This window comes from Corynebacterium uterequi, from assembly GCF_001021065.1.
Lineage (GTDB): Bacteria > Actinomycetota > Actinomycetes > Mycobacteriales > Mycobacteriaceae > Corynebacterium > Corynebacterium uterequi.
The window spans coordinates 434,846-449,192 of sequence record NZ_CP011546.1; the positions used below are offsets into that span (position 1 = coordinate 434,846).

At 67.4% G+C, this 14,347-nt stretch carries 13 protein-coding genes; 10 read left to right on the top strand and 3 right to left on the bottom strand.

The window, feature by feature from the left end; all coding sequences use genetic code 11:
* Nucleotides 1-12 precede the first annotated feature (12 nt).
* Nucleotides 13-306, bottom strand: coding sequence for a WhiB family transcriptional regulator (locus CUTER_RS02060; protein ID WP_047259029.1), 294 nt, complete (start codon nt 304-306; stop codon nt 13-15).
* A gap of 300 nt (nt 307-606) precedes the next feature.
* Here CUTER_RS02060 and shbA point away from each other — a divergent pair, with 300 nt between their 5' ends.
* Both shbA and CUTER_RS10985 read left to right on the top strand, forming a co-directional pair.
* Complete coding sequence (gene shbA, locus CUTER_RS02065) at nt 607-1,158, top strand: RNA polymerase sigma factor ShbA (RefSeq protein ID WP_047259030.1); 552 nt, start codon at nt 607-609, stop codon at nt 1,156-1,158.
* Between the two features lie 63 nt (nt 1,159-1,221).
* Nucleotides 1,222-2,151 carry a hypothetical protein gene (locus CUTER_RS10985; RefSeq protein ID WP_052843986.1) on the top strand — a complete coding sequence of 310 codons (930 nt, stop codon included), beginning with the start codon at nt 1,222-1,224 and terminating at the stop codon, nt 2,149-2,151.
* Nucleotides 2,152-2,155: 4 nt separating this feature from the next.
* On the opposite strand, the gene CUTER_RS02075 is transcribed toward CUTER_RS10985, so the two are convergent.
* Nucleotides 2,156-2,527 carry a DUF5319 domain-containing protein gene (locus CUTER_RS02075; protein WP_047259031.1) on the bottom strand — a complete coding sequence of 124 codons (372 nt, stop codon included), beginning with the start codon at nt 2,525-2,527 and terminating at the stop codon, nt 2,156-2,158.
* A gap of 108 nt (nt 2,528-2,635) precedes the next feature.
* Between CUTER_RS02075 and guaB the strand changes: the two genes are divergently transcribed.
* The 7 genes from guaB to guaA all read left to right on the top strand — a co-directional run bounded on the left by guaB (nt 2,636) and on the right by guaA (nt 11,848).
* A complete protein-coding gene (guaB, locus tag CUTER_RS02080; protein ID WP_047259032.1) occupies nt 2,636-4,156 on the top strand; it encodes an IMP dehydrogenase in 1,521 nt (506 codons plus the stop codon).
* A 36-nt stretch (nt 4,157-4,192) separates the two neighbouring features.
* Nucleotides 4,193-5,305, top strand: a complete 1,113-nt coding sequence (locus tag CUTER_RS02085; protein ID WP_047259033.1) for a GuaB3 family IMP dehydrogenase-related protein — start codon at nt 4,193-4,195, stop codon at nt 5,303-5,305.
* A 45-nt stretch (nt 5,306-5,350) separates the two neighbouring features.
* On the top strand, nt 5,351-6,529 hold the full coding sequence (locus tag CUTER_RS02090; RefSeq protein ID WP_052843987.1) for a PAS domain-containing protein: 1,179 nt from the start codon (nt 5,351-5,353) through the stop codon (nt 6,527-6,529).
* A 269-nt stretch (nt 6,530-6,798) separates the two neighbouring features.
* Complete coding sequence (locus CUTER_RS02095) at nt 6,799-7,968, top strand: PAS domain-containing protein (protein WP_052843988.1); 1,170 nt, start codon at nt 6,799-6,801, stop codon at nt 7,966-7,968.
* A gap of 150 nt (nt 7,969-8,118) precedes the next feature.
* Nucleotides 8,119-9,732 carry an N-acetylglucosamine-specific PTS transporter subunit IIBC gene (gene nagE / locus CUTER_RS02100; protein WP_047259034.1) on the top strand — a complete coding sequence of 538 codons (1,614 nt, stop codon included), beginning with the start codon at nt 8,119-8,121 and terminating at the stop codon, nt 9,730-9,732.
* 9 nt (nt 9,733-9,741) lie between these two features.
* On the top strand, nt 9,742-10,221 hold the full coding sequence (locus CUTER_RS02105) for a PTS sugar transporter subunit IIA (protein ID WP_047259035.1): 480 nt from the start codon (nt 9,742-9,744) through the stop codon (nt 10,219-10,221).
* A 67-nt stretch (nt 10,222-10,288) separates the two neighbouring features.
* Complete coding sequence (gene guaA, locus CUTER_RS02110; RefSeq protein ID WP_047259036.1) at nt 10,289-11,848, top strand: glutamine-hydrolyzing GMP synthase; 1,560 nt, start codon at nt 10,289-10,291, stop codon at nt 11,846-11,848.
* A 16-nt stretch (nt 11,849-11,864) separates the two neighbouring features.
* On the opposite strand, the gene CUTER_RS02115 is transcribed toward guaA, so the two are convergent.
* Entirely contained in the window at nt 11,865-13,031 is a 1,167-nt protein-coding gene (locus CUTER_RS02115) for a PspC domain-containing protein (protein WP_082121231.1), read from the bottom strand.
* A 114-nt stretch (nt 13,032-13,145) separates the two neighbouring features.
* Here CUTER_RS02115 and CUTER_RS02120 point away from each other — a divergent pair, with 114 nt between their 5' ends.
* The gene (locus CUTER_RS02120; protein WP_047259038.1) at nt 13,146-14,345 is read left to right on the top strand and encodes an ATP-binding protein; all 1,200 of its coding nucleotides are present in this window, start codon (nt 13,146-13,148) and stop codon (nt 14,343-14,345) included.
* Nucleotides 14,346-14,347: the final 2 nt, after the last annotated feature.

Sequence of the window (14,347 nt, forward strand, 5' to 3'; positions counted from 1 at the left end):
ACGGTCGGGGCGTTAGGCGCTGTAGCGGCGGCGCCGGGTGCGCAGCATCGTGGCGCGTTCGGATTCCGAGAGCCCGCCCCAGATCCCGTAGGGCTCGGCGACCTTGAGCGCGTGCTCGCGGCAGTTGTCGATGACGGGGCACGTCTGGCAGATGGCCTTCGCGCGGTTCTCGCGCTGGGCGCGGGCGCGGCCGCGCTCGCCGTCGGGGTGATAGAACACGTCGGAGTCCTCACCGCGGCAGGAGCCGTGAAGCTGCCAATCCCAAAAGTCGGCGTTCGGGCCCGGAAGAAGGTGGGGTTGGGACATGGCTGTGAAATCTCCTTCAGAAACTATCTAGCGCCATCGCTCAGCGAGCGGTGCGATACGAAGTGTGCTAGACAGATGTGAACGAAAAGTGACTTGAGTGTTACCTCATCGTGATCTAGCCCGGCGCCGGCGGCGGATACCCGTCGTGAGCTGGGCAATCCGACGAGGTTAAAACTTGGTGAATTTTCAAGAATCCGTGTGGATAGCCTGTGGGCTGATACCCTGTCAGAAACAGCGATACGTTCGGGGCCGTTCCCAGCGCCCCGAGCCGGACCACGAGTACATAGTCAGGGAGGTGCGATGGGCAGTCTTGAGGAGATCGATGCTCTCGTCGTGACCGCCCAACAGGGCGACCGTCGCGCCCTGGAACGCCTGCTCTGCCTGGTCCGCCTGCCCATCCTGCGCTACGCGCGCGCCCGAATGAGCTCGACGGCGGAACCCACCCCGGAGGACGTGGTCCAAGAGGTGTGCCTCGCGCTGGCCACCGGCATAGACAGCTACACCTACACGGGCAAGCCCTTTATGGCCTATGTCTACGGTGTGGCGTCGCACAAGATCGTCGACGCGCGCCGCGCGGCGAGCCGGAACAAGTCCACCCCGGCCGAGGAGATTCCCGATGGGGTAGACACGCGTCCCAACCCGGAAGAATCCGCACTTCACTCGGCGGGATGTAACGAAATGAGACAGCTGCTCGATGGGCTGAGTGATAGGGCCCGAGACATCGTGATTCTGCGGGTCGTTGAGGGTTATTCGGCAGAGGAGACGGCGCGTCTTTTAGGGATGACGGCAGGAGCGGTGAGGGTCGCTCAGCACCGGGCATTGACTAATTTGAAGAAGCGCTTGCAAGGTTGAGTCAGCAGGGAAGATGATGGGGTTGTCATGGGCGTACGAAGTGTAGGGAGGCAGGAACCGACGATGGACAGGAAGAATGAAGAAATCGCACGGTCCGAGGGGCTTCTCAACGCTCTCGGTCAGGGAATCGATCCCACCGGCGGGACTGATCCGCTGGCGGCCATGCTGCTGGAGCTGCGGCGCGAGGCGCATGAGGGCACGGCCCCGCGCCGGGAGACGTCCGTCGTGGTGCCGCTGCGCGCCCGTCGTGGCGCCTGCCGCCGGATCCCCGCCGCCGTCGGCCACGGCCTCATCGGGGCTGCGGCAGCCACCGCGGTTATTGCCCTGGGCGGGCTGACCATGAATTACAGCGGGATGCTCGCCCCGGCGGGCCCGGAGTCCGTGCGGGTTGAGCTGGCCAGCGCGCTCGACGATTTGGAGGCCGCCACCCTCGCCGGGGATGCCGAGGAGGCGCAGGCCCTGCTCAGCCACATCCGTGGCCTGCTCACCGAGATCCGCAGCCCGCTGTCCTGGGAGTGGCCGGACCTCGCGCCGCTGACCAGCGCGCACCCGCCGGCGCAGGAACCCGAGTCGGCGCCCGCCCCGGCCCCGGAGACCACGTCGGAGCCGGAGGCCACGCCCGAGCCGAAGGCCGCTAAGCTGCCTGCGAAGGAACCGGAGCCGACGGTCATCTCCGCCTGGATCGACCCGGGCCAGGTGTTGCTCAGCGACGTGGACCTTTCCCCGCAGCAGCCGATCGGCGTCGAGGTGGAGGAAGACTCCCCGCTGAATACCGAGCGTGCTGCCGACATCATGACGTCGGAATGGGCGGCGGTCCCGTCCACCGTGCTCGCGCCGTCGACGGTGATTACCCCTGTCGAACCGACCGCCGTGGCCCCCGTCGAACCTGCCTCGCCGAGCGCGGCCCCTGTGGCCGCCGATCCGGTGGACGCCGGCACAGCCACCGCTGCCCCCGTGGTGGCCGACGCCTCCGCGGACGCCGGCGCCGAATAACCCGCTAGCGGCCCTCGAGCCCGTCGAGGTAGCCCAGGGCGTAGTCCCAGGGAACGTAGGAGTCGACATCCGGGTTGGCGCTCGGCTCGTGAACGGGAGCGAGTTCGCCGCGCAGCGAGGCGATCATGTTCGCCTCCAGCATCCCCCAGTCGTAGTAGTGGGGGATGTCGCAGTCCTCGCAGAGGAATTGGATCCCCCGCATTCCACGCGGGGTGAGGATGCGCTGACAGTCCCGGACGATGGCCAAGTCCTGCAGCGTCTGGCGCCGTTCCTCGGCGGACAGCGGCTGGACGTCCTCCTCGTCCGCGAGGAACGACGCGGGGTCATTCGGATCGTCGGCGAAGGGGTCGCGGGGCATCAGGGAGTCGAAGTTCACACTGGTCACCCTAGTTGCGTGCCGCGGGCAGTATCAATTCCCTGCCCGGTGCATCCAGGTATTAGGGTGAAGGCACGCGAAGCAGCGCATACAAGGAAGAGGACTTCGATGACTCACGACGTTAATCCATTCGGTGGCGATAACCCGTCCAAGGTGGCACTCACTGGTCTGACCTTTGACGACGTGCTCCTTATCCCGGCCGAGTCCCACATCGTCCCGTCGGAGGTAGACACCTCTGGCCAGTTCACCCGCAATATCCGCCTGGGTATGCCGATCGCCTCCGCGGCCATGGACACGGTGACGGAAGCCCGGATGGCCATCGCCATGGCCCGCCAGGGCGGCATTGGTGTGCTGCACCGCAACCTGTCCACCGAGGACCAGGCCGGCCAGGTGGAGATCGTCAAGCGCTCCGAGTCCGGCATGGTCACGGACCCGGTCACCGCCCGGCCGGACATGACGCTGGCCGAGGTGGACGAGCTGTGCGCCCGTTTCCGCATCTCTGGCCTGCCGGTCATTGATGACAAGGGTGTGCTCGTCGGCATCGTCACCAACCGGGACATGAAGTTCGAGCCGGACTTCTCCCGCCCCGTCGCCGAAGTGATGACCAAGATGCCGCTCGTCGTCGCCTCCGAGGGGGTCACCAAGGACGAGGCGCTCAAGCTGCTCAGCGCGAACAAGGTGGAGAAGCTGCCGATCGTCGACGACGCCGGGAAGCTCACTGGCCTTATTACCGTCAAGGACTTCGTCAAGAGCGAGCAGTTCCCCAACTCCTCGAAGGACGCCTCCGGCCGGCTGCTCGTCGCCGCCGGGGTGGGCACCGGTGAGGAGTCCTACGCTCGGGCCGGTGCGCTCGTCGACGCTGGCGCCGACGTCCTCGTGGTGGACTCCGCCCACGCCCACAACAACCGCGTGCTGGAGATGGTCGCCCGCATCAAGAAGGACTTCGGCGACCGGGTCGACGTCATCGGCGGCAACCTCGCCACCCGCAGTGCGGCGAAGGCCATGCTCGAGGCGGGCGCCGACGGCATCAAGGTCGGCATCGGGCCGGGCTCCATCTGCACCACCCGCGTCGTCGCCGGCGTCGGCGTGCCCCAGATCACCGCCCTGCTGGAGGCCAGCGAGGCCGTCAAGGGCAGCGGCGTGCCGCTCATCGCCGACGGCGGTATGCAGTACTCCGGCGACGTCGCCAAGGCCCTGGCCGCCGGCGCGTCGACGGTCATGCTCGGCTCCATGCTGGCCGGCACCGACGCCACCCCGGGCGAGATCGTCGTCGTCGGTGGCAAGCAGTACAAGCGCTACCGCGGCATGGGCTCCATGGGGGCCATGCAGGGCCGCGGCCTGTCCGGGGAGAAGCGCTCCTACTCCAAGGACCGCTACTTCCAGGCCGACGTCCGCAGCGAGGACAAGCTGGTGCCGGAGGGCATCGAAGGCCGGGTTCCCTACCGCGGCGAAATCAGTGCGCTGTGCCACCAGATCGTCGGCGGCCTGCGCGCCGCGATGGGCTACACCGGCTCCGCCACCATCGAAGAGCTGCAGACCAAGCAGTTCGTTCAGATCACCGCCGCCGGCCTGCGCGAATCTCACCCCCATGACATTCAGCAGACCGTCGAGGCCCCGAACTACCGGTAGTCTCACCCCACTTCACAAGAAGGAAAACCAAGTCCCATGCGTGACTACGTAGAAATCGGCATCGGCCGCGAAGCCCGGAACACGTACCGGCTGAGTGACCTCAACCTCGTGCCCAACCGGCGGACCCGCTCCTCCAAGGACGTGGACGTCACCTGGCACATCGACGCCTACAGCTTCGACATCCCCGTGGCCTCCCACCCGACGGACTCCCTCGCCGGCCCGGAATTCGTCACCGCGATGGCCGCCGCCGGCGGTCTGGCCGTCATCAACGCAGAAGGCCTGTGGGGCCGGCACGCGGACCTCGACGCCGCGCTGAACAGCGTCGTCGAAGCAGCCCGGAAGGACCCCCGGGAGGCCACCCGCCGCCTGCAGGAGCTGCACTCCGCGCCGATCGACACGGAGCTGCTCGCCGACCGCCTCGCCGAGGTGCGGGCTAGCGACGCGACCGTCGCCGTGCGCGTGTCCCCGCAGCACGCCCTCGAACTGGCCCCGGCCCTCATCAAGGCCGGCGCCGAGCTGCTGTTCATCCAGGGCACCATCATCTCCGCGGAGCACGTCGCCAAGGGCGGTAACCCCATCAACCTCAAGGAGTTCATCGGCTCCTTGGACGTCCCCGTCGTCGCCGGCGGCGTGTACGGCTACTCCACCGCCATGCACCTCATGCGGGCCGGTGCGGCCGGAGTCATCGTCGGCGGCGGTGACAACACCTCCCAGGCGGCGCTGGGCATCGACGCCCCCATGGCCACCGCCATCGCCGACGCCAACGCCGCGCGCCGCGAGTACCTCGACGAGACCGGCGGCCGCTACGTGCACATCATCGCCGATGGGGAGCTGGGCCAGTCCGGCGACATCGCCAAGGCCATCGCGTGCGGCGCCGACGCCGTCATGCTCGGCGCGCCGCTGGCTGCCGCCACCGAGGCCGCGACCCCCGGGTTCTACTGGCAGGCTTCCGCGGCCCACCCGCGGTTCCCCCGCGGACAGGTCGACGAACTCTTCGACGAGACCGCCAGCCTGCAGACCATCCTTCACGGACCGTCCTCGGATCCGTGGGGACAGCAGAACTTGGTCGGTGGACTGCGCCGGTCCATGGCAAAGTGTGGGTATACCGATTTGAAGTCTTTCCAGAAGGTCGAGCTTTCGGTGCATTAACGCCGCCTCGGCGGAGCCGACCCCAAAAACAATCGAGGTTTAGTTATGGATGTCACGATAACCCGCGAGCCCAGCGATCTACCCGTTCGTACGGTAGAGGCTGACGATCTCTTCTTCTCCACGACGGACGATAAGGGCGTCATTCTCTCCGTCAATGAGGTGTTCAGCCGGCTGGCCGCCGGCGAGCTGGTGGGCCAGCCGCACAACGTCATCCGGCATCCCGACATGCCAGGTGGGGCGTTCCACCTCATGTGGGCGATGCTGGAGGAGGGCCGGCCCTTCGTGGGTTACGTGCGCAACAAATCCATCGACGACCACACCTACGACGTGCTGGCCACCGTCGTGCCCCTGGCCGACGGCGGGTACCTCTCGGTGCGCATCAGCCCGTCGACGGACTACTTCGCCACCGCCGGGGAGATCTACTACGCCGTCAACGACCTGGAGAACTGGGTCAAGCGGGAGGGGACCAACCGGCGCGAAGCGGCCGCGTTGGGGGCGAAGAAGATCAGGGAGCTGGTGCGCGACAGTGGCTTCAGCAACTACGAGCAGCTCCAGTGGCTCATTCTCCCGGCGGAAGTGGCCGCTCGCGAGGAACGCGGCACCATCCCGGATAGCCCCGTGCTCGACGCGCTCGGCGAGTTCATGGACTTCCAGCAGGAGATCGCCGCCACGGTGGGAACCCTCAAGGCCACCGCCGCTGAGCTGGGGCGCACCGCCACCCAGGATGTCCAGCACCACGTGGACAGCCTCGACCTGCCGGAGGCGGAGCTGCAGCTGCGCACCATCCCGCTGCGTATGTGGATCAACCTCCAGGGCATCATCGACGAGCACGTCGCGGACCTGCACGACCTGCTCGACGCGTTGGATACCAGCTCGGCGCGCACCCGCTTCGACATCGCGTTGGCCCGCCTGCACGCCACCGTCTCCGCGGAGAATCCGAGCCTGCACACGGTCATGCGTGCCGGTGTGGACCGGATGATCGAGACCCATCACCAGTACCAGTCGCTCACCCGTCGGGTGACCCAGAAGGCGCGTTCGGTGGCGTCGCTCATCGCCATCCCGCGCGAGCTCATCGTCGAATGGCTTCAGACCTATGACGCCGCCGAGGTCCGTGATGCCGTCGAGGCCGCCAACCGCCGCGTGGAGACCCTGACCAGCCTCGCCGAGTCCCTGGAGGCGATGACGGCGCCGAGCCTTCAGCGCCTCGATGAGGCCCTGAGCTAGCCGGTACAATACCGGCTGGCATTACCCCCGTTTCCCCCTCGGGCGGGACCTGTCAACGGCCCGTGAACTGGGTGCTCGGAGCATCGAGGCACCCCTATTGCCCTCGGTGCGTGGCGCCGGATAGGTGGCGTGGGCAGGGCTATGGCACAGTGTTTGGACACCGTCATGGACGTAGTCCAAGCGGTTGAAATTTTTTCACTGCCCTGCCAGCCCTCCGGTGCCCGCCGGCGGGCTGCTGACACGTACCGCGAGGAACCTATATGGAAGTAATGATGGCGCGCGACGTCGCCGCCATGCCCGTCCGCCCCGTCGAGGCGGACGATCTCTTTTTCTCCACGACCGACCGCAAGGGCGTCATCGCCTCGGTCAACGACGTGTTCACCCGGCTCGCCGCCGCGGACCTCATCGGCCAGCCGCACAACGCCATCCGGCACCCCGACATGCCGGGCGGGGTGTTCCGCCTCATGTGGGACACCCTGGAACAGGGCCGGCCTTTCGTCGGCTACGTGCGCAACAAGTCCATCGACGACCACACCTACGACGTGCTCGCCACCGTTGTGCCCCTGGCTGATGGCGGCTACCTCTCGGTGCGGATCGCCCCGTCGACGGATTACTTCGCCGCCGCCGGGCATCTCTACTACGCCGTCAACGACCTGGAGTACTGGGTCAAGCAGGAAGGTGCCACCCGGCGCGACGCCGCCACGGAAGGCGCGAAGAAGCTCTCGGAACTGCTCGACGAGCAGGGCTTCGCCAGCTATGAGCAGCTCCAGCAGCTCATCCTGCCGGCCGAGGTGGCCGCCCGCGAGGAACGCGGCACCATCCCGGACAGCCCCGTTCTCGACGCGCTCGGCGAGTTCATGCACTTCCAAGACGAGATCGCGGCGACGGTGGAGACGCTCAAATCTACCGCCGCTGAGTTGGGCCGCACCGCCACCGAAGGGGTGCGCCGCTACGTTGACAACCTCGATGTTCCCGAGGTGGAGCAGCAGCTGCGCGGCATCCCGCTCATGATGTGGATCAACCTCCAGGGCATCCTCGATGACCACGTGGCCGACCTGCAGCAGCTGCTCGACCAGCTCGCTGAGGCCTCCTCGCGCACGCGTTTCGACATCGCGCTGGCCCGCCTGCACGCCACGGTGTCGGTGGAGAACCCGGGCCTGCACGAGGTTATGCGCGCTGGCGTGGATCGGATGCTCCAGACCCATCACCAATACCAGTCGCTGACCCGTCGCGTCACGCGCAGGGCCCGGGCGATGGCGTCGCTCATCGCCATCCCGCGGGAGATCATCGTCGAGTGGCTCACCATCTACGACGCCGCCGAGGTGCGCGACGCCGTCGAGGCCGTCAACCGACGCATTGAAACCCTCACGCGCCTTGCTGAGGCCCTAGAGGCGATGCCGGCGCCGAGCCTGGAACGCCTCGACGCAGCTCTCAGCTAGCCCACAGTTGGGGGACAGCTAGACGGGTGTGCCAAAACATGTAACGTCAGACCTTCGTTCAGGTTATAAAGAATGTAGGAGGGTGCGCGCCCAGCACCTGGACTACAGTGCCCGGGCGGCCCCTAGGTCGAAAGAAAGAAGAACATCGATATGAATTCGGTGATGGGGGCGCTACAACGCCTGGGCAAAGCACTCATGGGGGCAGTGGCGGTCATGCCCGTCGCGGCCATCCTCATGGGCGTCGGCTATTACATCCAGAGCGTGGGCGGCGACGGCAACATCGCCTCCCTCGTCCTGCTGAAATCTGGCGAGGTCATCCTCGGCAACCTCGGCCTCATCTTCGCCGTGGCTATCGCCTTCGGGCTGGCTAAGGACTCCAACGGCGCCGCCGCCCTGTCCGGCTTGATCGGCTTCAGCACCGTCACGCTGCTGCTGTCGCCGGAGCAGGTGGCCGTGTACAAGGGAATGGACCCGGCCACCATCTCGGAGCTGGAGGGCGACGCCGCCCTGCAGTGGGCCTCCCAGGGCTGGGCGGCCGTCGGCCCGGGCAACGTCCTCTTCGGTATCCTCACCGGTGTCCTCGCCGCCTGGGCGTATAACCGCTTCCACACCACCAAGCTGCCGGACTTCCTGGCCTTCTTCTCCGGCCGCCGCCTGGTGCCGATCCTGACGTCGGTGTTCTCCATCGTCTTGTCCGCCATCCTCTACGTGCTGTGGCCGCTCATCTACCGGGTGCTCTTCGGCTTCGGCACGTGGCTGCAAGGCCTCGACGCGGTGGGTGCCGGCCTCTACGGCTTCTTCAACCGCCTGCTCATCCCCACCGGCCTGCACCACGCCCTGAACTCCATCTTCTGGTTCGACGTCATCGGCATCAACGACATCGGCAAGTTCTACGGTGGTCAGGAGACCATCGCCCAGGCCGCCGCCGCGACCGACGCCGCCACCTGCCCGGGCCTGTGGAACGGCCAGACCTGCGAGGTCATCGGCATCATCGGCCAGTACCAGGCCGGCTTCTTCCCGATCATGATGTTCGGCCTGCCGGGTGCGGCACTGGCCATGTACCTGCGCGCGAACACCACCCGCCGCAAGGTCACCGGCTCGCTCATGCTGGCCGCGGCGCTGGCCAGCTTCTTCACCGGCGTCACCGAGCCGCTGGAGTTCTCCTTCATGTTCGCCGCCCCGCTGCTCTACGTGGTCCACGCGCTGCTCACCGGCCTCTCGCTGGCCATCGCGGCGGCCTTCGACTGGACCTCCGGCTTCGGCTTCTCCGCCGGCTTCGTCGACATGGTGCTCAGCGCCTCTAACCCGCTGGCGCACAAGTGGTGGGCGCTGCTCATCATGGGCGTTGCCTTCTTCGCCCTCTACTTCGTTGTCTTCTACTTCCTCATCGGCTGGTTGAACCTTAAGACCCCGGGCCGGGAGGACGAGGAACCGGGCGATACCGCCGCCGACGATGACACCGCCGCCCCCGCCTCGGGCGAGGACCGCTACGCCGTGATGGCCGACAAGATCATCGACGGCCTGGGTGGCCCGGCCAACATCTCCGCCATCGAGCACTGCACCACCCGTTTGCGGGTGCAGACCGTGAGCAACGAGCCCGTCAGCGACGCCGCCCTGCGGGCTGCTGGCGCGCCGGGCGTCATCCGCCCGTCGGCGACCAACGTGCAGGTGGTCGTCGGACCGCAGGTGCAGTTCGTGTACGACGCGGTGGCCGATAAGCTGGCCCACCACGACGTCGCCGTCCTCGGCGAGACCGAAGAGTAGGAGAACTTCATGTTTGGTTTTGGCAAGAAGAAGCAGCAGTCCATCGCCCTCACCGCGCCGTGTGCGGGCCGTGTCGTTGCCCTCGCGCAGGTCAAGGACCCCGCCTTCGCCGAGGGGATGCTGGGTAAGGGTTTTGCCGTCGAGCACACTGAGCTCCCGGACACCGTCGAGATCGTCGCGCCCGTGGCCGGCACGATTAACCACGTGTTCAAGACCGGTCACGCGTTCATCGTCCACTCTGAGTCGGGCCTGGACGTGCTGGTCCACATCGGTTTCGACACCGTCAAGCTCAAGGGCGACGGCTTCGAGATCCTCAAGGCCAAGGGCGATACCGTCGCCGCGGGCGAGCCGGTCGTACGCGTCGAGGCCGCCCGTCTCGCCGCGCAGGGCGTGGACCTGACCACCCCGGTGGTCTTCCCGGACAGCTCGCGGATCGACGAGATCGAGCTGGGTGCCGACGGCGCCACCGCAACACTCCTGGAGGGCTAAACCAAAGCTGACCCGCCCTTAGCAGTGCGGGCGGGTCGGGCGACAAGGCGGCTCTCGGTTAGACTGAATCACCGTGAAGCAGCAAACCCCCCAGCCCGTCCTTGTCGTCGACTTCGGCGCCCAGTACGCACAGCTCATCGCCCGCCGCGTGCGGGAGGCGAACTTGTACTCCGAGGTCATTCCCCACACCGCGTCGTTGGCGGAAATCCAGGCGAAGAACCCGGCCGCCCTCGTCCTCTCTGGTGGCCCGGCATCCGTCTACGCCGATAACGCCCCCAGCATCGACCCCGGGGTGTTCGACCTCGGGGTGCCGATCTTCGGCATCTGTTACGGCTTCCAGACCATGGCCAAGGCCCTCGGCGGCCGCGTAGATGAGACCGGCACCCGCGAATACGGGCGCACGGACATGACCATCTCCGCCGGCGAGCTTCACGACGGCTTCGAGGCCACCCACCAGGTGTGGATGAGCCACGGCGATTCCGTCACGCAGGCCCCGGAGGGCTTCGTGGTGACCGCCTCCACCCCGGGCGCGCCGATCGCCGCCTTCGAGAACGTGGCCAAGAAGATGGCCGGCGTGCAGTACCACCCGGAGGTGCGTCACTCGCCGCACGGCCAGGCGGTGCTGGAACGCTTCCTCACCGAGATTGCCGGGCTGGAGCCCAGCTGGACCCCGGAGAACATCGCCGAACAGCTCATCGAGCAGGTCCGCGAGCAGGTCGGCGACGGCCACGCCATCTGCGGCCTGTCCGGCGGCGTGGACTCCGCGGTCGCCGCCGCCATCGTCCAGCGCGCCATCGGTGACCGCCTCACCTGCGTCTTCGTCGACCACGGCCTGCTTCGTAAGTACGAGCGTGAGCAGGTGGAGAAGGACTTCGTGGCCGCCACCAACGCCCGGCTCATCACCGTCGACGAGTCCGAGGCCTTCCTCGCCAAGCTCGCCGGGGTCACCGAGCCCGAGGCGAAGCGAAAGGCCATCGGCGCCGAGTTCATCCGCGCCTTCGAGCGCGCCGTCGACCAGGCACTCGACGGCCAGGACACCGCCTTCCTTGTTCAAGGCACCCTGTACCCGGATGTCGTCGAGTCCGGCGGCGGCGCCGGCACCGCGAATATCAAGAGCCACCACAACGTCGGCGGCCTGCCCGACGACGTCGAGTTCGAGCTGGTAGAGCCGCTGCGCCTGCTGTTTAAGGACGAGGTCCGCGCCGTCGGCCGCCAGCTGGGCCTGCCGGAGGTCATCGTCGGCCGCCAGCCCTTCCCGGGCCCCGGCCTGGGTATCCGCATCATCGGCGAGGTCACGGCCGAGCGTCTGGACATCCTGCGGGAGGCGGATTACATCGCCCGCGAAGAGCTCAGCAACGCCGGGCTCGACGCCGAGATCTGGCAGTGCCCCGTGGTGCTGCTGGCCGACGTCCGCTCCGTCGGCGTGCAGGGCGACGGCCGCACCTATGGTCACCCCATCGTGCTGCGCCCGGTGACCAGCGAGGACGCGATGACCGCCGACTGGGCTCGCGTGCCCTACGACGTGCTGGAGAAGATCTCCACCCGCATCACCAACGAGGTGGCGGAGATCAACCGAGTGGTGGTGGATGTCACCAGCAAGCCGCCGGGAACCATCGAGTGGGAGTAAGTTTCCGCTTCGGGGGTTAGGCGGCGACGCCGGGGTCGTCGTCGTGGGTGATGACCACCGGCTCCGTGCTGTCGGTGCGCACGACGTCGACGGTGAGGGAGTAGCCGCTGGCGTCGTCGTTGTAGGAGGCGCTGCGGCAGCCGTGCACCTCCTCAGGGGTGCAGGTGACCTCGACCGGTAGCTCCTCCGGGAGGTGGATGCGCACCGGGTGGTTGGTGACCTCAACGGTGACCGTGCGGGAGCGGTCGAGCGGGGCCATGTCGCTGAAATCGAGGGACAGCTCACCGGCGTTGGAATTGTAGTGGTCGGTGTACAGGTCCGCTTCGCTGCCGATGTCGAAGGAGACGTGGAAATCACCGGGGACGTCCGGGATACGGTCGGCGATGTAAGGACCGGCGGACTTGACCGCGACGGTCGCCGCGGCGAGGATCGCCAGGATGCCCACGACGATGCCCACTACCAGCGGCCAGGAACTCTTCTTGGGTGCCTGGGCAGCCTGCTCATTGGCCATGTCGGATAGGGGGTGGGCGGCGGTGTCGGGCATATCCGGCGTCGGTTGGAGCGTGGGATCCAGGGAGATGAACCGGGAGAGGTCCACGGGCTTATCCAGCGTGTCTTCCGGGCTGGTGTAGCCGGGGATGAGACCAGCCGGAGGCTTCGGCGTCATGCTGTGCAGCCCCCACCAGGCGAGAATCAGCAGCGTCGGGCCGATGAGGAACGACAGGTCCACGTGGTAGCTCACGTAATCCCACCCCATCCGGGAGAACGCGAAGGGCACGCTGACCACCACCGCGGGAGGCATGAGGAAGAAAAGGACGATGAGCAGAATCCAGCCGGTGGAGCGTTCGTTGCGCACGGGAGACTGGAGGCGGTCGAGGTCTTCTCGCCGGCGCACGATGCTACCCAGCGGGGTGACTGTGGTGCCCAGTCGTGGGGTGAGTAGCCAGGCCAGCAGGTAGGCCAAGATACCGCCACCGAGCAACAGCGCGGTTAACACGAAGCCGATGCGCAGGACGAGGGGATCGATCTGGTAGCGCACGCCCATGCCTTCGCAGACACCGGCGACGTGGGCATTGCCACCCTGGTCGCTGGGGATGCGCGGCGCGCGGGTGCGCCACATGGTGCTCAACGTGGAGGGTGCCGCGTTCGGAGAGGTACCGGGGGCAGGTGATGATGTGCTCATGACTGTGAGTTAACGCGACGACGGAGGCGATAACCATCCGGATTTTCCAGGATTTTATGAAATCGGGGTAGTCCCTGATGCACCCCGACAGCCCCCCGTGCAACGATGACTGCCATGAACACCCCCTACTACGTTGCGCCGGGGCCCGCCTACCCGACGTTCGTCCGCCCGCGGTCGCCGCGAGTGATAGCGGGAGTGGCGTCGGGCCTGGCCTTGCAGGTGCGCGTTGACGTCACGTACGTGCGGATCGCGCTGGTCCTGGCGTCGGGGCTGTTCGGCTTCGGGGTGATGGCTTACCTGTCCCTCTGGGCGTTTAGTGCCAATGGGCCCTCGGAGCCCGACGCGCGGGAGGCGTTGCGGGCCAGGGTGCCGAATCACCTCGATCTTCGCTGGGAGTGGGTCGTCAACGCCGCCCTGGTCCTTGCTGTTGCGGTGCTCATCGGGACCATGGGAGCGACGAATGGGCTCACCCTGGCCCCTAGGGTGCTCATTGTTCCCGTGCTGGTGGTGGGCCTGGGAACGGCCCTGGCCTGGTTCGCGTACGACCGTGGGGGGCGCAGCCGGTGGGCCATTGCCTCGTGGGTCGCCGGCGTGGGGTTGGTTATCGCCGGGGTGACCGTGGCGGTGGTGCGCTGGCACGTTGGGGGGATGCTCGGCGCGCTCATGGCGGTGCTGTTCACCGCCACCGGGGTGGGCGTGCTGGCCGGCCCGGCGATCATGCGGCTGTGGGAGTCCCAGGCGCAATCGCGGGCGGACGCCGCCGCCGCCGAGCAACGCGCCGCCATCGCGGCTCGCCTGCACGACTCGGTGCTGCAAACCCTGGCGTTGATCCAGAAGCGGGCCGACGACCCGTCGCAGGTTATCCGCCTGGCGAGGGCCCAGGAGCGGGAGCTGCGCGGCTGGCTGTTCGACCCGGCGGAGCACCCCGGGGCCCGGACGGTGTTCGCCGCGCTGGCGGAGGCAGCCGGGGAGGTGGAGGACCTGTTGGGGGTGCGCATCGCCCCGGTGACGGTAGGGGAGGATCGCCAGCTCGACGAGCCCGCCGAGGCCATCGTCCGCGCCGCCCGGGAAGCGATGCTTAACGCCGCCAAGCACGCGCAGGTGGACTCGGTGGATGTCTACGCCGAGCACGTCGGCGGCGTGCTCTCGGTGTTCGTACGCGACCGGGGGGTGGGCTTTGACCTGGCGGCGATGGAGCCGGATCGGCACGGGGTGCGTGAATCAATCATCGCCCGGGTGGAGCGGGTCGGCGGGCAGGCGCGCGTGTTCTCCACGCCGGGCGAGGGCACGGAAGTGGAGCTCACGCTATCCTAAAC

Bases quoted from the DNA above. Each gene is read 5' to 3' on its own strand.
- CUTER_RS02060 (WP_047259029.1), bottom strand. From the start codon at position 306: ATGTCCCAACCCCACCTTCTTCCGGGCCCGAACGCCGACTTTTGGGAT.
- shbA (WP_047259030.1), top strand. From the start codon at position 607: ATGGGCAGTCTTGAGGAGATCGATGCTCTCGTCGTGACCGCCCAACAG.
- CUTER_RS10985 (WP_052843986.1), top strand. From the start codon at position 1,222: ATGGACAGGAAGAATGAAGAAATCGCACGGTCCGAGGGGCTTCTCAAC.
- guaB (WP_047259032.1), top strand. From the start codon at position 2,636: ATGACTCACGACGTTAATCCATTCGGTGGCGATAACCCGTCCAAGGTG.
- CUTER_RS02085 (WP_047259033.1), top strand. From the start codon at position 4,193: ATGCGTGACTACGTAGAAATCGGCATCGGCCGCGAAGCCCGGAACACG.
- CUTER_RS02090 (WP_052843987.1), top strand. From the start codon at position 5,351: ATGGATGTCACGATAACCCGCGAGCCCAGCGATCTACCCGTTCGTACG.
- CUTER_RS02095 (WP_052843988.1), top strand. From the start codon at position 6,799: ATGATGGCGCGCGACGTCGCCGCCATGCCCGTCCGCCCCGTCGAGGCG.
- nagE (WP_047259034.1), top strand. From the start codon at position 8,119: ATGAATTCGGTGATGGGGGCGCTACAACGCCTGGGCAAAGCACTCATG.
- CUTER_RS02105 (WP_047259035.1), top strand. From the start codon at position 9,742: ATGTTTGGTTTTGGCAAGAAGAAGCAGCAGTCCATCGCCCTCACCGCG.
- CUTER_RS02115 (WP_082121231.1), bottom strand. From the start codon at position 13,031: ATGAGCACATCATCACCTGCCCCCGGTACCTCTCCGAACGCGGCACCC.
- CUTER_RS02120 (WP_047259038.1), top strand. From the start codon at position 13,146: ATGAACACCCCCTACTACGTTGCGCCGGGGCCCGCCTACCCGACGTTC.